This is a genomic window from Cereibacter sphaeroides 2.4.1, assembly GCF_000012905.2.
Lineage (GTDB): Bacteria > Pseudomonadota > Alphaproteobacteria > Rhodobacterales > Rhodobacteraceae > Cereibacter_A > Cereibacter_A sphaeroides.
On the sequence record NC_007493.2, the window covers coordinates 907,669 to 927,043 of the forward strand.

The window sequence follows — 19,375 nt, forward strand, 5'->3', positions numbered from 1 at the left end:
ATGCAGGCATTCGGGGCGCTGGTTCTCGTCACCGGTCTCATGGCGGGAACCGCTTTCGCGGATGCGCCCCAGACGTCGCCGCGCCCGGCGCCGCGCACCGTGGCCGTGATGGCCGATGCGCCGGACAGCGCCGCGCCTGCCGAGGCGCTGCGTCCCCGAGCCCGGCCGGCGGTGAAACTGGCCGCGGTCGCCGCGGCCGAGCCCGCCATGAGCTTCCTCGCTCCTGCGAGGCCCGAGCCTGCCCGCAAGGGCTTTCTGGGCTCGCTGTTCCGCCCGAAGGCCCGTCCGCCCGAGACCGTCGTGAAGGCCGCCGCCGTGCGCACCCTGCCGGGCAGCGCCATGGTCCAGACCCGCAGGGGGTCGGTCTGCGGCGATCCCACGATCCGCGGCGCCACGCTCGCGCCGATTGCGGGCAAGCTGCGCGGCTGCGGCATCGCCGAGCCGGTGCAGGTCACCTCCATCGACGGGGTGGCGCTCAGCATGGCCGCCACGATGGATTGCGGCACCGCCCGCGCGCTCAAGAGCTGGATCAATCGCGGCCTGCGGCCGAACGTGCCCTCCGAGGTCGTGAAGCTCCAGATTGCGGGCGCCTATACCTGCCGCAGCCGCAACAACCAGCGCGGCGCGCCGGTGAGCGAGCACGGCCGCGGCAAGGCGGTCGACGTCTCGGGCTTCACGCTGGCCAACGGCAAGTCCGTTTCCATCGCGCGGGACTATCATCGCGAGAAGATGATCCGGGCCTCGCACAAGGCCGCCTGCGGCATCTTCGGCACCACCCTCGGGCCCGGCTCGGACGGGTTCCACGAAGACCATCTGCATTTCGACACGGTGGCGCGCCGCACGCCCTACTGCCGCTGAGCTCAGCCGGCGGGGCCGAGGCGCGGGGCAGGGCCGAGGGGCAGGGGGCCGAGGCTCATCCAGCCCTTGCTGAAGTTCAGCGGCACCTGAAGCTTCTCGCCGCCCGAGCGGGCAGCGAAGATGCCGAGCCCGCGCTCCCACGCCGGCACCGACTCGGCGTCCAGATAGCCGAGCTCGGCCGCCGCGCGGATCGCCTGTCGCCAGTTGCCGAGTGCCAGATCGATGCGCCCCTCGGGCATCCCCGCGGCGTCGAAGGTGAGCTCGCCCGAGCCCGTCAGTTGCAGCGATCCCCAGTCGAGCTGGGATTCACGCAGCGTGAGTGACCGCAACTGCGGCCGCGACGTGCCCAGCTCGCGGTCGATCGGCGCGGAGAAGCCGGCCTCGGCGAGAAGGCGCAGCTGGGACAGGCGCGGCGGCAGGCCCGCGCGTTCGGCCGCCGCGGCGAAGGCGCCCTCGGGGGCCACCCCCGCCAAGTCGAGACCGATCTCGTGCCGCGTGGCATCGTCACCCATCCGGCGCGTCGCAAGCTGTGCCTCGTCGAGCCGCACGCTCCAGCCCGCGGACGAGCGCAGGACCAGCGCCTGACCGGCAGAGGCGGTGCGGTCGAGCGGCAGAGTCGCGCTCGGCGAGACGATGAGGCTCGCCCGGAGCGCCGAGGCATTCAGCGTGACGGTCTGGCCGTCGAGGTCGATCTCCTGCTCGGGCGGCAGCGCCGCGATCAGGTGCCAGGGCTTCCAGCTCATTGCGAAGAGCTGGACGAAGGGCGCGCGCCAGCCGAGGCCCGTTGCAGGATCGGCCAGCCGGAGGTTCTCGACCGTCAGGTCGAACCGGTTCGGAAAGCCGCGCACCGACAGACCCTCATGCTCGGCCAGCCGCCCCGCCGCGCGCTGCTGGGCGAAGAAGGCCTCTGCCGCCTGACGCACGAGGGCGGAGCCTGCCACCCACCATCCTGCCCAGAGAAGGGCCAGCACCAGAACCAGACCGAGCAACTTGCGCATTCCGCACCCTTTCCCATCCCCGCGCCCCGATGCTACAGGGCAGGGATCAGGAGGACCAGCATGGAGCCGCCGCTCTGGGTTTTCGGCTACGGATCGCTGATCTGGGACCCGGGGTTTCCCGTGGCCCGCAGCGTCATCGCGCGCCTTGACGGCTGGCACCGCAGCTTCTGCATGCATTCGATCCATTATCGCGGCACCGCGACCGATCCGGGCCTCGTGCTGGCGCTGGATGCAGCCCCCGGGGGGGCGTGCCTCGGTGTGGGCTTTCAGGTCACGCCCGGCGCCGAGGCCGAGACGCTCGCGGCGCTCCGCAAGCGTGAACTCATCAGCAACGCCTATCTGGAGCGCTGGCTTCCGGTGACGCTTGCCACCGGAGAGACCGTCGAGGCCGTGAGCTACGTCATCGACCCCGACCACGGCCAATATTGCGGCGGCCTCGATCTCGAGGCGCAGGCGCAGATCATTGCGCGCGCCGCGGGCGAGCGGGGGCCGAACCGCGATTATCTGCTGCACACGGTGGCCCACCTCCAGAGCCTCGGCATCAGCGACCCCGACCTGTGCTGGCTTGCAACACGGGTGCGTGCATTGGGCAACGATCCGGTTTCCTGACCTCATTCCCCGTTGGCAGCCGAAGGGCCCCGGCCTATGGTGCGCTGGCAAAAGAAAGGGGCCGAAACCCGCAATGCCGAGAACCGCCGTCGAGGCCGAGCCGCATTTCACCCAGCCGGTCCGGCAGATCGTGATGATGCTCGTCGTCGTCGCGCTGGTCGGGGGCGGCGCCATCGTGGCCTTCGCCACGCTGCAGAAGATCTACGAATCCAACCCCTACCTGAACGCGCTGATCGGCTTCGTCTTCCTGCTGGGCGTGACCACCTGCTTCCTGCAGATGGTGCAGCTCATGCAGTCGGTCAGCTGGATCGAGAATTTCGTGAAGGACCGCCCGGGCTTCGACTATGTCCTTGCCCCGCGGCTTCTGGCGCCGCTCGCTGCGCTGCTGCGTACCCGCGGCAAGCGGATGCAGATCTCCTCGACCTCCTCGCGCTCGATCCTCGATTCCGTGGGCACCCGCCTCGACGAGGCGCGCGACATCACCCATTATCTCGCGAGCCTGCTGATCTTCCTTGGGCTTCTGGGCACCTTCTACGGCCTGGCCACCACCGTGCCCGGTCTCGTCCAGACCATCCGCGCCCTCGCGCCGCAGGAGGGACAGAGCGGGCTCGAACTGTTCGGGCAGCTGATGGAAGGGTTCGAGGGCCAGCTCGGCGGCATGGGCACGGCCTTTTCCTCCTCGCTGCTGGGGCTGGCGGGCTCGCTCGTCGTGGGCCTCCTGGAGCTGTTCGCGAGCCACGGGCAGAACCGGTTCTACCGCCAGCTCGAGGAATGGCTGTCCTCCTTCACGCGCCTCACGCCCGCGGGCGCCGAGGGCGAGGGGGGCGACATCTCGCTCGTCGCAGGCGTGCTCGAGCAGATGGTGCAGCAGATGGATCGTCTGCAGGAGCTGCAGGCTCAGGCCGACCTCAGCCGCAGCATGGTCGATGCGCGGATGGCGGACCTCGCGGGCGCGGTGCAGACGCTGGCCGAGCGGATCGAGGCGCAGTCGGGCGGCAACGCCCAGCTCTTCGAGCGCGTCGCGGCGGGGCAGGAGCGGCTGGTGATGGCGCTGACCGGCGCCGAAGCCTCGGCCTTCGCCGATGCCGAGGCGCGGATGCGCCTGCGCTCGATCGACGTGCAGCTTCTGCGCATCCTCGAGGAGATCGCGGCCGGGCGGCAGGAAAGCACTTCCGACCTGCGCAGCGACCTCGCGGCCCTCACCGGAGCGGTCAGGCAGCTGTCGCGCACCGCCGCGGCGCGGAGCTAGCCCATGGGACTGGTGCGGCGCGGCGGACGGCGCGAGGTCAACATCTGGCCGGGCTTCGTCGATGCGATGACCGCGCTGCTCCTTGTCCTCATGTTCGTGCTGACGATCTTTCTCGCGATCCAGTCTCTCCTGCGCGAGACCATCACGACCCAGGACAGCGAACTCGACAGCCTCACCGGTCAGCTGGCCGATCTGGCCGATGCGCTGGGGCTCGAGCGACAGAAGAGTTCGGACCTGACCGCTGCGGTCGATGCCGCCCGCGCCGAGGGCGAGCGGCAGGCCGCGACCATCGCCACCCTGACCGCCACCCTCTCGGCCCGCGAGGGCGAGCTGGCCGCCGCGCAGGGCCGCATCGCCTCGTTCGAGGAACAGGTGGCGACCCTTCTGGCGGACCGTGACCGCGCCCGGGGCGAGACCGCCCGGCTCACCGCCTCGGTCGAGGAACTGGAAGCGGCCCGCAAGACGCTCCTCTCCGAGCAGGAGGCGGCACAACTCGCGCTGGCGAAGGCGCGCTCCGAGATCGACGCGCAGACCGAGGCCGCCCGCCTCGCCGCCGCCCGCCGCGAGGCGCTCGATGCGCTGGTGGCCGAGCTGCGCGGCAAGGTCAGCGAGACCGAGAAGAAGCTCTCGGACGAGGAGGCCGCCCGGCTGGCCGACGCAGCGGCAGCCGAGGCCCTGCGTGACCGGCTCAAGAATTCCGAGACCGAACTGACGGCCATGACGCTCGCGCTCGAGGAGCAACGACGGAAGGCCGAAGAGACCCTCACCCTGCTCGCCGCGGCCAAGACCGATGCGGCGCGGGCGGTGAGCGAGGCCGATCAGCGCGCCGCGGCGCTGGCCGCCGCACGCGAGGCACTGAATGCGCGCGAAGGCGAGGGGGCCGAGGCCGCCCGTCGCGTGGCGCTCCTGAACGAGCAGGTCGCGGCGCTGCGGGCGCAGCTCGGCTCGCTGCAGGGCCTCCTCGAGGCCGCCGAAGCGCAGGACGCGGCCAACAAGGTGCAGCTCCAGAGCCTCGGGACCCAGCTCAACTCCGCTCTGGCGCAGGTCGCCTCCGAGCAGAAGCGCCGCGCCGAACTGGAAGAGGCCGAGCGGCTGCGCCTCGAGGCCGAAAACAAGGATCTGGCGCGCTTCCGCTCCGAATTCTTCGGCCAGCTGCGCCAGGTCCTCGCGGGTCGCGAGGGCGTCCGCGTGGTGGGCGACCGTTTCGTCTTCTCCTCCGAAGTCCTGTTCGAGCCCGGCTCGGCCGAGCTCGCGCCCGAGGGCCGCGCGCAGATCTCGGGGGTGGTGCAGACGCTGAACGAGATCCGCACGCAGATCCCCGAGGGCATCGACTGGATCATCCGCGTGGACGGGCACACGGACAACGTGCCCCTGTCCGGCTTCGGCGCCTTCCGCGACAACTGGGAGCTGAGCTCCGCCCGCGCGCTCTCGGTCGTGCGGTTCATGCAGCAGAGCCTGGGCTTCCCGCCCTCCCGCCTCGCCGCCACGGGCTTCGGCGAATACCGCCCCGTCACGCCGGGCGACAGTCCCGATGCGCGGGCGCAGAACCGCCGGATCGAACTGAAGCTGACCGAGCGCTAGATCCCCCATGCGACGACGCGTGGCCACGCGCTGCGCCGAGCGACAGGGTCAGTTGCCGGGCGGGGACAATCCAATTCACCCGGCGAGGGCGAACAGGGCGAAACCTCCGGGCGAGGACAAGAGGCGCCTCGGCCCGAAGCGGCGCGCCGCGAGTCTCGTCCCCGGCCTGCCACGACAGCGGACAGGCGGGGTGTCGACCTCCTGACCTCCTGACGTCCTGCGAACGGATCGGCTCGAACTCGCGCGTCGTAAGCGCCCCGCGGATCGCCTCCTGCCCGCGTACTCCCGAACCTGCGAATGATCCGGTGGTTCGACGGGAGCGGGCGTCGAAATGGACGGCTATACGGACGTCCCGCCGGATGGGTTCGCGGGGCGGCTCGAGGTTCGAGGGTCCGTCGGGTCGGCGGCGCTGGAGAAGGCCCGGATCGCCTCCGAACGTTACCGCCCCCGCGTTCATGTCGCCGATGTTGCGCGGCGATGCGGGACGACGTGGCGGCAGATCCAAGAGTGGCGCCGACACCTGACCACGGACCTGCTGGGGCTTCCGGCGGAGGTGCGGGCGCACCCTGTCCTTGCGGCGGTCGTGGTCGAGCCGGAAATCGCGCGCTCGGCCCCGGCAGCCAATTCGGAGGGGGCCGTTGTTGAACTCGTCATGGAGGGCATGACGATCCGGGCGGGCCAGGACGTTGACCACGGTCCGGATGATCCGGGCGGCCCGCATGGCGGCGCGATGATCGCGCCGAACGGACAACCACGGGTGTTCGTGGCGACGCGGCCGATCGATTTCCGCGGGGCACGGACGGGCTGGCGCTCGCGGTGCAGAAGATCCTGAGGCTCGACCCGTTCTGCGGGGCGGCTTGCGAGTGCGACCGCCTTTTTCATCGATGTCCGCTTCGCGATCCTCAAACCTCAGGACGTCAAGGGCGACATGACCCGGGCCCGGCCGAGAAGGCTCGCAGCGGCCTCGAAGGGCATGACGCGCCCCGGCGGATCACCGGCCTTCGTAATCCGTCCGGAGATATCGGTCTTGCCCGATTGCCACCTTCGCGGAATCAGTCCCGTCCCGGCGCCGAGATCCCTGCTGAGTGGGAAGCGGTCCGGGTCGTTGACGGCCCTTCGGAAGGTCGGCGCCACGATCACCCTCACCCCCACGCCCGGGGTCGCCATCGGTAGCCGTGTCACGGGGTTGGACTTCGCGAGTGCCACCAACTGGCTGTCGAGGCAGGCAAGGTCGCCGAAGAGCAGGCATCGCGCCCGCAACATGGCGTCCACGATGCCCTCGAGGACCGCGCTTCCGTCGGCAAGTTTGCGCGCCCGGGTCTCCCGCGTCTTCGCGTCACCGATCCCATCTTCAGCCCGAAGGTCCTCGGCGCGGTGCGCGTTCTCGGTAGCTCACAGGGGTCGCGTCGCTCGTCGCCGAAACCCTGCGCGCGATCCTCAATGGTCACCCGGCAGGCCGGATCGAAGACCTGATGCCGTCGCAATGCCGGCAGACGTCAAGCCGGGCCGCATGGGGAAAGACGATACGATTACCACGTGTCGGTCATGACGCATGAAGGAGGCGGCTGATGTCGGGGGGGGGCGCCTGGGTTCGAACGGGAGCGATGCCGGCTGGTTCGCCGGTGGGTATGAACCCTAGGGCGCGGCAGTCGCGTCTTGACCTCGGCGACCTCTGATATGTGAAAGGAAAAAAGGCGAGGTTTCCCCCGCCCTTGTCCCCTATCTTCGACTTGGAGAGCCCGTCTCAGTCGGCCGTCAGAAGCGGCGGCTTGGACCCGGTGAGGCGCGGCTTCGGTTCCTCGATCTGCAGGTCGATCGTATCGTCCTTCACGCCGACCTTCACGACGCCGCCCTTCACCAGCCGGCCGAACAGGAGTTCCTCGGCCAGCGGCTTCTTGATGTTCTCCTGGATCACGCGGCCCAGCGGGCGCGCTCCCATCTTGTCGTCGTAGCCCTTGTCGCCGAGCCAGGCCGCCGCTTCCGGCGAGAGCTCGATATGCACGCCACGGTCCATGAGCTGGGCCTCGAGCTGGAGGACGAACTTCTCGACCACCTGCAGGATGATCTCCTTGCCGAGGGGCGCGAAGGAGATGACTGCATCGAGACGGTTGCGGAACTCGGGCGTGAAGGTCCGCTCGATGGCGGCCGTATCCTCGCCCTCGCGCCGGTCGCGTCCGAAGCCGATCGCGGACTTGGCCAGCTCGGCCGCGCCTGCGTTCGAGGTCATGATCAGGATCACGTTGCGGAAATCGACCGACCGGCCGTTGTGGTCGGTGAGTTTCCCGTGGTCCATCACCTGCAGCAGGATGTTGTAGACATCCGGGTGGGCCTTCTCGATCTCGTCGAGCAGCAGCACGCAATGCGGATGCTGGTCCACGCCATCGGTCAGCATCCCACCCTGATCGAAGCCGACGTAACCCGGAGGCGCGCCGATCAGTCGGGAGACGGCGTGCTTCTCCATATATTCCGACATGTCGAAGCGCAGCAGTTCCACGCCGAGGATGCTTGCCAGCTGCTTCGCCACCTCGGTCTTGCCGACGCCGGTCGGGCCCGCGAAGAGATAGTTGCCGATCGGCTTCTCGGGCTCGCGCAGGCCGGCGCGCGCCAGCTTGATGGCCGAGGACAGGGCCTCGATGGCCCGGTCCTGACCGAACACCACCCGCTTGAGGGTCTTCTCGAGGTCGCGCAGCACTTCGGCATCGTCCTTCGAGACGCTCTTCGGGGGGATGCGGGCGATCTTGGCCACCACCGCCTCGATCTCACGCGGACCGATAGTCTTGCGCCGCTTGCTGTCGGCCAGCAGGTGCTGGGCCGCGCCGGCCTCGTCGATCACGTCGATCGCCTTGTCCGGCAGCTTGCGGTCATGGATGTAGCGCGCGGACAGTTCCACCGCGGTCCGGATCGCGTCCTGCGTGTAGCGCAGGTCGTGATGCTCCTCGAAATAGGGCTTGAGGCCCATCAGGATCTTGACCGTATCCTCGACCGAGGGCTCGTTCACGTCGATCTTCTGGAACCGGCGGCTGAGCGCGCGGTCCTTCTCGAAATGCTGACGATATTCCTTGTAGGTGGTCGAGCCCATGCAGCGCAGCTTGCCGCCCTGCAGCGCGGGCTTGAGCAGGTTCGAGGCATCCATCGCGCCGCCCGAGGTGGCGCCGGCGCCGATCACGGTGTGGATCTCGTCGATGAAGAGGATCGCGTCGGGGTGATCCTCCATCTCCTTGACCACGGCCTTCAGCCGCTCCTCGAAATCGCCGCGGTAGCGGGTGCCGGCGAGCAGCGCGCCCATGTCGAGCGAGAAGATCGTGGCGCGGGCGAGGATGTCGGGCGTCTCGCCGTTGACGATCTTGCGCGCGAGCCCTTCGGCGATGGCCGTCTTGCCCACGCCCGGGTCGCCCACCAGGAGCGGGTTGTTCTTCCGCCGGCGGCAGAGAACCTGAATGCAGCGTTCGACCTCGTGCTCGCGGCCGATGAGCGGGTCGACGTCGCCCTTGCGGGCCTTGACGTTCAGGTCAACGCAATATTTCGACAACGCAGACTCCTTCGCCTCACCAGCTTCAGCCTTCGGGGTCTCATGATGCTCTTCCGCGCCGGTGACCGGGCGCGGCTCGCCATAGGACGGGTCCTTCGCCACGCCATGCGCGATGAAGTTGACCGCGTCGTAGCGGGTCATGTCCTGCTCCTGCAGGAAATAGGCGGCATTCGACTCCCGTTCGGCGAAGATGGCGACGAGCACGTTGGCGCCCGTGACCTCGGTCCGGCCGGAGGATTGCACATGGATGGCGGCGCGCTGGATCACGCGCTGGAAGGCGGCCGTCGGCACGGCCTCGGAGCCCTCGACAGAGGTCACGAGGGTGGACAGATCATCGTCGATGAAGTCGACGAGCGTCTTGCGCAACTCGTCGAGGTCGACCGAGCAGGCCTTCATGACGCGCGAGGCGTCGGGCTCGTCGATCAGCGCAAGCAACAGGTGCTCGAGCGTGGCGAGTTCATGACGGCGGGCATTCGCAAGCGCCAGAGCGCCGTGGATGGCTTGCTCGAGAGTGGTCGAAAAAGATGGCACGATCGGGTGCTCCTGTCCTGCGGGCCGGAGGGGCGGAGGTCCCTCCAACCTTGGCCTCGTAAGATTTAAAGTTCGGTTTTCTTCGCCGCCCTTCAAGTGTTATTTCGGATAACTTCCGCTTTCCGACAGGCTCCTTGCAAAAAGTGATCGACGGTTCGCGCAGCTATCAGAATTTGTCCTTCCGCCTTCGGATCTCGGCGAAAACCTCGGCATCCTCTGCATCGACCATGCCAACGGCGGCCTTCAGGCTGGCCTCCCCGGCCCGGAGGAAGGGATTTGTCGCGATTTCGTCGGAAAGATGTGAAGGGACTGTGGGACGGCCCTCTTTTCGGGCCGCGGCAATGGATCCGACGCGGAAGATAAGCATCGGACTGTCGGGTTCAAGAGTGGCCGCGAACCGCGCATTCGACGCGGCATATTCGTGGCCCGAACAGATCATCGTCTCGGGCGGCAGCGCGGAAAGTTTGCGCAGGCTCTGCCACATCGCCTCTGCCGTGCCCTCGAAGAGGCGCCCGCAGCCCATGGCCATCAGGCTGTCGCCGGTGAAGGCCAGGGACGAGTCTGGGAAATGGAAGGCGATATGACCCACCGTATGCCCCGGCACCTCGATCACCCGGCCCTCGGAGGCGCCCACCCGCACGAGGTCGCCCTCCGCCAGTTCGAGGTCGAGCGGGGGCAGGCGATGGGCGTCGGCGGCGGCGCCCGCCACGCGTGCCCCGGTGGCCGCCCGCAGCTCCTCCACGCCCGCCACATGATCGGAATGGTGGTGGGTGAGGAGGATCTGCGAGAGGTGCCAGCCGCGCTCCTCGAGCGCCTTGAGGATCGGCCCTGCCTCGGGCACGTCGACCACCGACGTCTCGCCCGTCCCCGCATCATGGACGAGGAAGGCGTAATTGTCGCTGAGACAGGGCACCGTGACCAGTTCGAGCGGCATGGTTTCTTCTCCCTTTCCTTTGTAGTGTGGCCCGGAACTCTGCCCGGACAAGGCCAATTCAATGCATCTCGACGTGCTCGACCTGCACAATTTCTATTACAGGACGCCGCTCGGGCGGGTCGCGCAGCGCGCCGTGCGCGATCAGGTGCAGAAACTCTGGCCCGACGCGCAGGGGCAGACGGTCGCGGGCTTCGGCTTTTCGGTGCCTCTGCTGCGACCCTATCTCGAGCAGGCCCGCCGTCTGATCGCGCTGATGCCCGGGCCGCAGGGAGTGATGCCCTGGCCCGTCGGCATGGGCAATGTCTCGGTCCTGTGCGAAGAGGGCGCCTGGCCGCTGTCCACCGGGATGGTCGACAAGCTGGTGATGCTGCACGGTCTGGAAACGTCCGAGCACCCGTCCGAGGTCCTGTCCGAGGCCTGGCGCGTGCTGGGTCCGGGCGGAAGGGCGCTCTTCATCGTGCCGTCGCGCTCGGGGCTCTGGGCGCGCCGCGACGGCACGCCCTTCGGCTTCGGCCGGCCCTATTCGCTCAACCAGCTCGAGGCGCAGCTCAAGCGGCATGACTTCACGCCCGAGCGTGCGCTCGCGGCCCTGTTCGCGCCGCCGCTCCACCAGCGGTTCTGGCTCAAGACGGCCGACTTCTGGGAGACGGGAGGCCGCCGCTTCGCCCCGTGGCTGGTCGGGGGCGTGCTGATCGTCGAGGCCTCGAAACAGGTCTATGCGCCGACCCGCACCGGCCTCAAGGCGGCGGTGTCGAAGCCGCTCCGCGTGCTCGAGGGCATCCCCCAGCCGCTGCCTGCGCCCGCAGGTCGCACATCGGACGGTTCCTGCGGCTGTCCGGGCGGATGTTAGCGTCACCACGATTCCGATGTTAGCGGCACCATCGCCGGTCATGTCGTCGCATGACACGAAGCGGCCTTGAAAGCCCTTTTCGCAGGCATCCTGCGAAAGGCTGAGGATGGCGCGGAGGACCAAGGAAACAATGGGTTCGCCCATGCGCCGAAGGCCGTGCTTCATGGTTGCGAGGCTGCAAGTCCTCTGCTACACCCGCCGCGAAACTTGAGACGCGCGGGTAGGTTCCCTCGCGCCATACAATGCCTCTGGCCTGCGGGACCGCCTTCCGCGCCGGAGGCCATGATATCGAAAGGGTTGACGTGTCCGAACCGGCTTCGATTTCCTCTGGCATTGCCGCGCGCTACGCCGCCGCTGTCTTCGAACTGGCGAAGGACGAAGGTGCCCTTCCCGCCCTCGAGAAGGACATGGATGCGCTCGGCGCAGCCTGGTCCGAGAGCGCCGATCTGCGCGATCTCGCGACCTCGCCGGTCTATGCGCGCGAGGAGCAGCAGAAGGCCATCGCCGCGGTCGCCGCGAAGATGGGCCTCTCGACGGTGACCGCGAACACGCTGGCCCTCATGGGCTCGAAGCGCCGTCTCTTCGTGCTGCCGCAGATGGTGGCCGACGTCCAGAACCGCATCGCGACCGAGAAGGGCGAGATCACCGCCGAGGTGACCGCCGCCGCGCCGCTGAGCCCCGAGCAGGCCGCGCGGCTCGCCGCCACGCTCAAGGCGCGCGCGGGCAAGGATGTCAAACTGAAAACCACCGTCGATGAAAGCCTCATCGGCGGTCTCGTCGTCAAGCTGGGCTCCTCCATGATCGACACCTCGGTCAAGGCACGGCTCGCAGCACTCCAGAATGCAATGAAAGAGGTCGGATAAATGGGTATCCAAGCTGCTGAGATCTCTGCGATCCTCAAGGAGCAGATCAAGAACTTCGGCCAGCAGGCTGAAGTCGCCGAAGTGGGGCGCGTTCTCTCGGTGGGCGACGGGATTGCCCGCGTTCATGGTCTCGACAATGTCCAGGCCGGCGAGATGGTCGAGTTCCCCGGCGGCATCCGCGGCATGGCGCTCAACCTCGAGGTCGACAACGTCGGCGTCGTGATCTTCGGCGACGACCGTTCGATCAAGGAAGGCGACACCGTCAAGCGCACCAAGTCCATCGTGGACGTGCCGGCCGGTGACGCGCTCCTCGGCCGCGTGGTCGACGGCCTCGGCAACCCGATCGACGGCAAGGGTCCGATCGCGGCGACCGAGCGTCGCGTGGCCGACGTGAAGGCCCCGGGCATCATCCCGCGCAAGGGCGTGCACGAGCCGATGGCCACCGGCCTCAAGTCGGTCGACGCCATGATCCCGATCGGCCGCGGCCAGCGCGAGCTCATCATCGGCGACCGTCAGACCGGCAAGACCGCCATCGCGCTCGACACGATCCTGAACCAGAAGAGCTACAACGAAGCCGCCGGCGACGACGAGAGCAAGAAGCTCTACTGCATCTATGTCGCCATCGGCCAGAAGCGCTCGACCGTGGCGCAGCTGGTGAAGAAGCTCGAGGAAACCGGCGCCATCGACTACACGCTCGTCGTGGCCGCCACCGCCTCGGACCCGGCGCCGATGCAGTTCCTCGCCCCTTATGCCGCGACCGCGATGGCGGAATATTTCCGCGACAACGGCCGCCACGCCCTCATCATCTACGACGACCTCTCCAAGCAGGCCGTGGCCTACCGCCAGATGTCGCTGCTGCTCCGCCGTCCGCCGGGGCGTGAAGCCTACCCGGGCGACGTGTTCTACCTCCACTCGCGCCTGCTCGAGCGGTCGGCGAAGCTGAACAAGGACCACGGCGCGGGCTCGCTGACGGCTCTGCCGATCATCGAGACGCAGGGCGGCGACGTGTCGGCCTTCATCCCGACCAACGTGATCTCGATCACCGACGGCCAGATCTTCCTCGAGACCGAACTGTTCTACCAGGGCATCCGCCCGGCCGTGAACACCGGCCTCTCGGTGTCGCGCGTGGGCTCCTCGGCCCAGACCGACGCGATGAAGTCGGTCGCAGGCCCGGTGAAGCTGGAACTGGCGCAGTATCGCGAGATGGCGGCCTTCGCCCAGTTCGGCTCCGACCTCGACGCCGCCACCCAGCAGCTGCTGAACCGGGGCGCCCGTCTGACCGAGCTGATGAAACAGCCGCAATATGCGCCCCTGACCAACGCCGAGATCGTCTGCGTGATCTTCGCCGGCACCAAGGGCTACCTCGACAAGGTTCCGGTGAAGGACGTCGGCCGCTGGGAGCAGGGCCTGCTCAAGCATCTGCGCACCAATGCCAAGGACCTGCTGGCGGACATCACCAACAACGACCGCAAGGTCAAGGGTGAGCTGGAAGACAAGATCCGCGCCGCGCTCGACACCTACGCCAAAGACTTCGCCTGAGGGCGGGGCAGGGAGATAACGGATGCCCAGCCTCAAGGACCTGAAGAACAGGATCGGAAGCGTCAAGAACACGCGGAAGATCACCAAGGCCATGCAGATGGTCGCGGCGGCCAAGCTCCGCCGCGCCCAGGAGGCTGCCGAGGCCGCCCGTCCCTTTGCCGAGCGGATGACCGCCGTCATGACGGGCCTCGCGGGCTCCGTCGGCTCTTCCGAAAGCGCGCCGCGTCTCCTTGCGGGGACCGGCAGCGACAAGGTGCATCTCCTCGTGGTGATGACCGCCGAGCGCGGCCTCTGCGGCGGCTTCAACTCGTCCATCGTCCGGCTGGCCCGGGCGCATGCGGCGAAGCTGCTGACGCAGGGCAAGACGGTGAAGATCCTCACCGTCGGCAAGAAGGGGCGCGAGCAGCTGCGTCGTGACCTCGGCCAGCATTTCATCGGCCATGTGGACCTCTCCGAGGTCAAGCGCATGGGCTATCCGGTGGCGCAAGGCATCGCGCGCGACCTGCTCGACCGCTTCGACAAGGGCGAGTTCGACGTGGCGACGATCTTCTTCGCCCGCTTCCAGTCGGTCATCAACCAGGTGCCGACCGCGCAGCAGGTGATCCCCGCCGTGTTCGAGGGCGAGGGCGAGGTCAGCTCGCTCTACGACTACGAACCGTCCGAGGAAGGCGTTCTCGCCGACCTCCTGCCGCGGGGCGTGGCCACGCAGATCTTCACCGCTCTGCTCGAGAACGGCGCCTCCGAACAGGGTGCCCGGATGAGCGCCATGGACAATGCCACCCGCAACGCGGGCGACATGATCAACCGGCTCACCATCGAGTATAACCGGTCGCGCCAGGCCGCCATCACCAAAGAGCTCATTGAAATCATCTCGGGCGCCGAGGCGCTCTGATCCGACGGAGAAACGACATGGCAACAGCATCCCAAGGCAAGGTGACGCAGGTCATCGGCGCCGTGGTGGACGTGCAGTTCGACGGTGGCCTGCCGCCCATCCTGAACGCGCTCGAAACCGAGAACAACGGCAAGCGTCTGGTCCTCGAAGTGGCCCAGCACCTCGGCGAGAGCACCGTCCGCACGATCGCCATGGACGCGACGGAAGGTCTGGTGCGCGGCGCCCGGGTGACGGACACCGGCAGCCCGATCTCGGTGCCGGTGGGTGACGCCACCCTCGGCCGCATCCTGAACGTGATCGGCGAGCCGATCGACGAGAAGGGCGACCTCGGCGAGGCCTCGACCCGCGCGATCCACCAGCCGGCCCCGACCTTCGCCGAGCAGTCGACCACCTCGGAGATCCTCGTCACCGGCATCAAGGTGATCGACCTTCTCGCGCCCTACTCGAAGGGCGGCAAGATCGGCCTCTTCGGCGGCGCCGGCGTGGGCAAGACCGTTCTCATCATGGAGCTCATCAACAACATCGCCAAGGTGCACTCGGGCTACTCCGTGTTCGCCGGCGTGGGTGAGCGGACCCGTGAAGGGAACGACCTCTACCACGAGATGATCGAATCCGGGGTTATCAAGATCGACAACCTCTCGGAGTCGAAAGTGGCGCTGGTCTACGGCCAGATGAACGAGCCTCCGGGGGCGCGTGCCCGCGTGGCGCTGACCGGCCTCACGCTCGCCGAGCAGTTCCGCGACCAGTCGGGGACGGACGTGCTGTTCTTCGTGGACAACATCTTCCGCTTCACCCAAGCGGGTTCGGAAGTGTCGGCGCTTCTCGGCCGTATTCCTTCGGCCGTGGGCTACCAGCCGACGCTCGCCACCGACATGGGCGCCCTGCAGGAGCGCATCACCTCGACGAAAGCCGGCTCGATCACCTCGGTGCAGGCGATCTACGTTCCGGCCGACGACCTTACCGACCCGGCGCCGGCCACCTCCTTCGCCCACCTCGACGCCACGACCGTGCTCTCGCGCGCGATCTCGGAACTCGGGATCTACCCGGCCGTGGACCCGCTCGACTCCACCTCGCGGATCCTCGATCCGCAGATCGTCGGCGAAGAGCACTACAACGTGGCCCGTGCGGTGCAGGGGATCCTTCAGCGCTACAAGTCGCTGCAGGACATCATCGCCATCCTCGGCATGGACGAACTGTCGGAAGAGGACAAGCTGTCCGTGGCCCGCGCCCGGAAGATCCAGCGCTTCCTGAGCCAGCCGTTCGACGTGGCGAAGGTCTTCACCGGGTCGGACGGGGTGCAGGTCCCGCTCGAGAAAACCATTGCCTCCTTCAAGGCGGTGGTGAACGGCGAGTATGACCACCTGCCGGAAGCCGCCTTCTACATGGTCGGCGACATCGAGGATGTGATCGCCAAGGCCCAGCGTCTCGCGGCGCAGGCGGCGTAAGGGGGAACCATGGCGGGAACGCTGCAATTCGACATCGTGTCGCCCGAACGGAGGCTCGCCTCCTTCGCCGCGACCGAGGTGCAGGTCCCGGGGACCGACGGCGACATGACGGCGATGGAGGGGCATGCCCCCACCATCACCACCCTGCGCCCCGGCATCCTGCGGGCCCACGGCCCTTCGGGCGTGCAGGCCTATGCCGTGACCGGCGGCTTTGCCGAGATCAACGCGACCTCGATCTCGGTGCTGGCCGAGAAGGCCGTCGCGGTCGAGGAGCTGACCGGCACCGTGCTCGACGAGTTCATCGCGGAAGCGCGCGAGCTGGCCTCGGTCGCGCTGCCCGAGGATCGCGACATGGCCGAGCGCACGCTGAACGACATGCTGGCGCTCAAGGCTTCGTCCGGGCACTGACCGGCCTCAGGACAAGGAACGAAGGGCCCCGGATTTCCGGGGCCCTTTTGCTTTGGAGAGACCCGCCCGTTCTTTCCCGAGTGAGAGCTGCCGGGCGCCCATGGCGCCTCGAAAGCCCGGTGCGGGTGGGCCTGCAGAGAGGAGGCGCCGTCAGATCTCGGCCCATCACGGGGAAGGGGCAGTCCTGAGCCACGGCGGCAGGTGAGACCTGACCTCGAATGTGTTGCAGAAGCTGGGGGAACAGGGCGCAGCGACGGCGCAGGCCCGAGGGTGCCCGGGACGCGCGAGCGCTCGGGCCGCGGCGGAAGGCAGACGCGGTGTGGCCGGCCGGGCATTCCGCCGGCCACACCGCGGGAGAGTGGCGCCGGGGCGGGGGTGAAGGAGAACAGCAGCAATGGGGCGGCCTTTCGGCCGCCCGGGCAGGGTCAGCCGCGCTGATACATGCCCTCGTAGATCGGCACCAAGGTGTCGGTCTCGAACAGCGACGAGACGGAGGTGCCGCTCCAGATGTTGAGGATCGCCTGGGCGAACATCGGTGCGGTGGGCACGATGCGGATGTTCGGCGCGCCGCGCACAGCCGCCGAGGGCTCGATCGAGTCGGTGATGACAAGGCTCTTCATGACCGACTTGGTCACGCGCTCCACCGCCGGACCCGACAGGACGCCGTGGGTGATGTAGGAATGGACCTCGACCGCGCCATTCTCGATCAGTACTTCGGCCGCCTTGCAGAGCGTGCCGGCCGTGTCGCAGATGTCGTCGACGATGATGCATTTCTTGCCGGCCACGTTGCCGATCACCGTCATCTCGGCGATTTCGCCCGGCTTCTCGCGGCGCTTGTCGACGATGGCGAGCGGAGCATTGATCCGCTTGGCGATCTCGCGGGCGCGGGCCACGCCGCCCACGTCGGGCGAGACCACCATCAGATCCTGCAACTGGCCCTTGAAATGATGCTCGATGTCGAGCGCGAAGACCGGGGCGGAATAGAGGTTGTCCACCGGAATGTCGAAGAAGCCCTGGATCTGGGCCGCGTGCAGATCGAGGGTCAGCACCCGGTCGATGCCTGCCTCGACGATCAGGTTCGCCACCAGCTTGGCCGAGATCGGCGTGCGGGCCTTGGCGCGGCGGTCCTGACGGGCATAGCCGAAATAGGGGATCACGGCCGTGATCCGGTCCGCCGACGACCGGCGCAGCGCATCGGCGATGATGAGCAGCTCCATCAGATTGTCGTTGGCCGGGTTCGAGGTGGGCTGGATCACATACATGTCCTCGCCGCGGACATTCTCGTAGACCTCGACGAAGATCTCCTGATCGTTGAACCGCTCGACGCGCGCATCCACCAGCGAGACCGCCATGCCGCGATGAACCGACATGCGCCGCGCGATGGATTTCGCAAGCGTGAGGTTCGCATTGCCGGAGATCAGCTTCGGCTCGTTCATGGCTGGCATCGGATGTTCCTCGAGGGTCCCGCGGGAGGGGCGGATTCGTGATTGCGCCTTCCCTCTAGCACCGGTCCGCCCCCTTGGAAACCGCACCGAGAGCGCGGCTCCGCCGTGGCGGGCAGACTTGGCCGCATGCCTCAGCCGAAAGTAGCGAGGAATGCGTCGACCTCCGTCTCCGTCGTGCTCCAGGAGGCGACGAGGCGCACCGTCACCCGGTCGCCGGTGCGGCCCATCTCGTAGAAGACGGCCCCCGCCTCGCGGGCGCGCCGCACGAGCGGCTCGGGCAGCTCGGCAAACAGGAGGTTGGCCTCGACGGGCCCGAGAAGCCGCGCCTCGGGCAGGGCGGCCACGCCCTCGGCCAGCCGCTTGCCCGCGGCATTGGCCTGCGCCGCGAGCCGCAGCCACAGCCCGTCCCTCAGGTAGGTCCGCATCTGCAGCGCGAGATAGCGGTGCTTCGACAGAAGATGCCCCGCGCGCTTGCGGCGGATGCGCAGCTCCTCGGCGCGGGCCGGATCGAAGATGACCACTGCCTCGACGCCCATCAGCCCGTTCTTGGTGCCGCCGAGGGACAGGATGTCGATGCCCGCCTGCCAGCTCATCTCGGCCGGGGCTGCGCCCGCCGCCGCCAGTGCATTGGCGAAGCGCGCGCCGTCGAGGTGGCAGCCGAGGCCCCGGCCGCGGGCCACCTCCGTCAGCGCCGCGATCTCGGCCGGCCGGTAGAGGCTCCCCATCTCGGTCAGGTTCGTGAGGCTGAGCGCCGCCGGCCGCGCCATGTGCAGATCGCCCGGCGCATAGCGGGAAAGGGCCGCAGCCAGCGTCTCGGGGCGGAGCTTGCCGTCGCTGCCCGGAAGCGTCTCGAGCTTGGCCCCGCCCGAGAAGAACTCGGCCGCGTTGCATTCGTCGGCCGCGACATGGGCCTCCTCGCGGCAGAAGACGACGCCCCAGGGCGGGCAGAGGGTGGAAAGCGCCAGCGCATTGGCCGCCGTGCCGCTGGCCACCAGCACCACCTCGGCCTCGGGCGCGTCGAACTCCGTGCGCACGAGGGCCGTCACCTCTTCCGTCGCCTCGTCCGCGCCGTAGGCCCGGGCATAGCCGCGGTCGGCGGCAAGCGCGGCCATGACCTCGGGCGCCACGCCCGAGCCATTGTCCGAGGCGAAGAACATCAGGGAGTTTCCTCGATGATGTGGTCTTCCCAGTCTTCCTCGGCCACCTCGAACTCGGGCACCGTCCAGCCCTGCACCGAGGCGCCGGCGTCATGCACCGAATTGCGGTCGCCGGTCAGGAGGTAATGCCAGCCGGGCAGGGACTTGCCCTCGTGGAGCAGCCGATAGGCGCAGGTGCGCGGCATCCAGTAGACGATCTTCGGCAGTGTCGCGGGCGAGAGCTGCACGCAATCGGGCACGAACTGGCGGCGGATCTCGTAGTTCGAGCAGCGGCAGCTGTCGCCGTCGAGCAGCCGGCAGGCGATGCGGGTGAAGGCCACCTCGCCCGTATCCTCGAACTCGATCTTGTTCAGGCAGCACTTGCCGCAGCCATCGCAGAGCGCCTCCCATTCAGAAGGCGTCATCCGGTCCAGAGGAACGGTCTCCCAGAATCGCGGGCGGAGGGTGGGGGGCTTGGTCATCGGCGCTAGATGCGCTCTCGTGGTCC

At 68.2% G+C, this 19,375-nt stretch carries 18 protein-coding genes; 11 read left to right on the top strand and 7 right to left on the bottom strand.

All coding sequences use genetic code 11. The features are described from left to right. Positions 1 to 858: an extensin-like domain-containing protein gene (locus RSP_RS04480; RefSeq protein ID WP_011337378.1), complete on the top strand. Its 858-nt coding sequence runs from the start codon at positions 1 to 3 to the stop codon at positions 856 to 858. A 2-nt stretch (positions 859 to 860) separates the two neighbouring features. On the opposite strand, the gene RSP_RS04485 is transcribed toward RSP_RS04480, so the two are convergent. After that, a complete protein-coding gene (locus RSP_RS04485; RefSeq protein ID WP_011337379.1) occupies positions 861 to 1,856 on the bottom strand; it encodes a DUF2125 domain-containing protein in 996 nt (331 codons plus the stop codon). A 60-nt stretch (positions 1,857 to 1,916) separates the two neighbouring features. Here RSP_RS04485 and RSP_RS04490 point away from each other — a divergent pair, with 60 nt between their 5' ends. The 4 genes from RSP_RS04490 (at position 1,917) to RSP_RS04505 (ending at position 6,127) form a co-directional block, all read left to right on the top strand. Continuing rightward, on the top strand, positions 1,917 to 2,465 hold the full coding sequence (locus RSP_RS04490; protein WP_011337380.1) for a gamma-glutamylcyclotransferase: 549 nt from the start codon (positions 1,917 to 1,919) through the stop codon (positions 2,463 to 2,465). 73 nt (positions 2,466 to 2,538) lie between these two features. Further along, positions 2,539 to 3,714, top strand: coding sequence for a hypothetical protein (locus tag RSP_RS04495; RefSeq protein WP_011337381.1), 1,176 nt, complete (start codon positions 2,539 to 2,541; stop codon positions 3,712 to 3,714). 3 nt (positions 3,715 to 3,717) lie between these two features. Next, positions 3,718 to 5,295, top strand: a complete 1,578-nt coding sequence (locus RSP_RS04500) for a peptidoglycan -binding protein (RefSeq protein WP_017140137.1) — start codon at positions 3,718 to 3,720, stop codon at positions 5,293 to 5,295. 331 nt (positions 5,296 to 5,626) lie between these two features. Further along, the gene (locus RSP_RS04505; protein ID WP_011337383.1) at positions 5,627 to 6,127 is read left to right on the top strand and encodes a transposase; all 501 of its coding nucleotides are present in this window, start codon (positions 5,627 to 5,629) and stop codon (positions 6,125 to 6,127) included. 77 nt (positions 6,128 to 6,204) lie between these two features. On the opposite strand, the gene RSP_RS04510 is transcribed toward RSP_RS04505, so the two are convergent. The 3 genes from RSP_RS04510 to gloB form a co-directional block, all read right to left on the bottom strand. Continuing rightward, a complete protein-coding gene (locus tag RSP_RS04510; protein WP_017140138.1) occupies positions 6,205 to 6,558 on the bottom strand; it encodes an IS110 family transposase in 354 nt (117 codons plus the stop codon). Between the two features lie 481 nt (positions 6,559 to 7,039). Then, positions 7,040 to 9,355, bottom strand: a complete 2,316-nt coding sequence (gene clpA / locus RSP_RS04515) for an ATP-dependent Clp protease ATP-binding subunit ClpA (RefSeq protein ID WP_011337384.1) — start codon at positions 9,353 to 9,355, stop codon at positions 7,040 to 7,042. A 166-nt stretch (positions 9,356 to 9,521) separates the two neighbouring features. Then, positions 9,522 to 10,289: a hydroxyacylglutathione hydrolase gene (gloB, locus tag RSP_RS04520; protein ID WP_011337385.1), complete on the bottom strand. Its 768-nt coding sequence runs from the start codon at positions 10,287 to 10,289 to the stop codon at positions 9,522 to 9,524. Between the two features lie 61 nt (positions 10,290 to 10,350). On the opposite strand from gloB, the gene RSP_RS04525 reads away from it, so the two are divergent. The 6 genes from RSP_RS04525 (at position 10,351) to RSP_RS04550 (ending at position 16,286) form a co-directional block, all read left to right on the top strand. After that, entirely contained in the window at positions 10,351 to 11,139 is a 789-nt protein-coding gene (locus RSP_RS04525) for a class I SAM-dependent methyltransferase (protein ID WP_002719458.1), read from the top strand. Between the two features lie 302 nt (positions 11,140 to 11,441). Continuing rightward, positions 11,442 to 12,002 (top strand): F0F1 ATP synthase subunit delta, encoded by a 561-nt coding sequence (locus RSP_RS04530; protein ID WP_002719459.1) that lies wholly within the window; start codon positions 11,442 to 11,444, stop codon positions 12,000 to 12,002. Further along, complete coding sequence (gene atpA, locus RSP_RS04535) at positions 12,003 to 13,541, top strand: F0F1 ATP synthase subunit alpha (protein WP_002719460.1); 1,539 nt, start codon at positions 12,003 to 12,005, stop codon at positions 13,539 to 13,541. It begins immediately after the preceding gene. Positions 13,542 to 13,563: 22 nt separating this feature from the next. Next, positions 13,564 to 14,433 carry a F0F1 ATP synthase subunit gamma gene (locus RSP_RS04540; RefSeq protein ID WP_011337386.1) on the top strand — a complete coding sequence of 290 codons (870 nt, stop codon included), beginning with the start codon at positions 13,564 to 13,566 and terminating at the stop codon, positions 14,431 to 14,433. Positions 14,434 to 14,450: 17 nt separating this feature from the next. Beyond that, positions 14,451 to 15,878, top strand: a complete 1,428-nt coding sequence (gene atpD / locus RSP_RS04545) for a F0F1 ATP synthase subunit beta (RefSeq protein WP_002719462.1) — start codon at positions 14,451 to 14,453, stop codon at positions 15,876 to 15,878. Between the two features lie 9 nt (positions 15,879 to 15,887). Beyond that, positions 15,888 to 16,286, top strand: coding sequence for a F0F1 ATP synthase subunit epsilon (locus RSP_RS04550; protein WP_011337387.1), 399 nt, complete (start codon positions 15,888 to 15,890; stop codon positions 16,284 to 16,286). Positions 16,287 to 16,711: 425 nt separating this feature from the next. Here the strand turns inward: RSP_RS04550 and RSP_RS04555 are convergent, their stop codons facing one another. From RSP_RS04555 to RSP_RS04565, 3 genes are all read right to left on the bottom strand, one after another. After that, the gene (locus RSP_RS04555; RefSeq protein ID WP_002719464.1) at positions 16,712 to 17,731 is read right to left on the bottom strand and encodes a ribose-phosphate pyrophosphokinase; all 1,020 of its coding nucleotides are present in this window, start codon (positions 17,729 to 17,731) and stop codon (positions 16,712 to 16,714) included. A gap of 131 nt (positions 17,732 to 17,862) precedes the next feature. Beyond that, positions 17,863 to 18,888: a threonine aldolase family protein gene (locus RSP_RS04560; RefSeq protein WP_011337388.1), complete on the bottom strand. Its 1,026-nt coding sequence runs from the start codon at positions 18,886 to 18,888 to the stop codon at positions 17,863 to 17,865. Beyond that, a complete protein-coding gene (locus tag RSP_RS04565) occupies positions 18,888 to 19,349 on the bottom strand; it encodes a YcgN family cysteine cluster protein (protein ID WP_011337389.1) in 462 nt (153 codons plus the stop codon). The genes RSP_RS04560 and RSP_RS04565 overlap by 1 nt, the downstream gene beginning before the upstream one ends. Positions 19,350 to 19,375 lie beyond the last annotated feature (26 nt).

Bases quoted from the DNA above. Each gene is read 5' to 3' on its own strand.
- RSP_RS04480 (WP_011337378.1), top strand. From the start codon at position 1: ATGCAGGCATTCGGGGCGCTGGTTCTCGTCACCGGTCTCATGGCGGGA.
- RSP_RS04485 (WP_011337379.1), bottom strand. From the start codon at position 1,856: ATGCGCAAGTTGCTCGGTCTGGTTCTGGTGCTGGCCCTTCTCTGGGCA.
- RSP_RS04490 (WP_011337380.1), top strand. From the start codon at position 1,917: ATGGAGCCGCCGCTCTGGGTTTTCGGCTACGGATCGCTGATCTGGGAC.
- RSP_RS04495 (WP_011337381.1), top strand. From the start codon at position 2,539: ATGCCGAGAACCGCCGTCGAGGCCGAGCCGCATTTCACCCAGCCGGTC.
- RSP_RS04500 (WP_017140137.1), top strand. From the start codon at position 3,718: ATGGGACTGGTGCGGCGCGGCGGACGGCGCGAGGTCAACATCTGGCCG.
- RSP_RS04505 (WP_011337383.1), top strand. From the start codon at position 5,627: ATGGACGGCTATACGGACGTCCCGCCGGATGGGTTCGCGGGGCGGCTC.
- RSP_RS04510 (WP_017140138.1), bottom strand. From the start codon at position 6,558: ATGTTGCGGGCGCGATGCCTGCTCTTCGGCGACCTTGCCTGCCTCGAC.
- gloB (WP_011337385.1), bottom strand. From the start codon at position 10,289: ATGCCGCTCGAACTGGTCACGGTGCCCTGTCTCAGCGACAATTACGCC.
- RSP_RS04525 (WP_002719458.1), top strand. From the start codon at position 10,351: ATGCATCTCGACGTGCTCGACCTGCACAATTTCTATTACAGGACGCCG.
- atpA (WP_002719460.1), top strand. From the start codon at position 12,003: ATGGGTATCCAAGCTGCTGAGATCTCTGCGATCCTCAAGGAGCAGATC.
- RSP_RS04540 (WP_011337386.1), top strand. From the start codon at position 13,564: ATGCCCAGCCTCAAGGACCTGAAGAACAGGATCGGAAGCGTCAAGAAC.
- atpD (WP_002719462.1), top strand. From the start codon at position 14,451: ATGGCAACAGCATCCCAAGGCAAGGTGACGCAGGTCATCGGCGCCGTG.
- RSP_RS04550 (WP_011337387.1), top strand. From the start codon at position 15,888: ATGGCGGGAACGCTGCAATTCGACATCGTGTCGCCCGAACGGAGGCTC.
- RSP_RS04555 (WP_002719464.1), bottom strand. From the start codon at position 17,731: ATGCCAGCCATGAACGAGCCGAAGCTGATCTCCGGCAATGCGAACCTC.
- RSP_RS04560 (WP_011337388.1), bottom strand. From the start codon at position 18,888: ATGTTCTTCGCCTCGGACAATGGCTCGGGCGTGGCGCCCGAGGTCATG.
- RSP_RS04565 (WP_011337389.1), bottom strand. From the start codon at position 19,349: ATGACCAAGCCCCCCACCCTCCGCCCGCGATTCTGGGAGACCGTTCCT.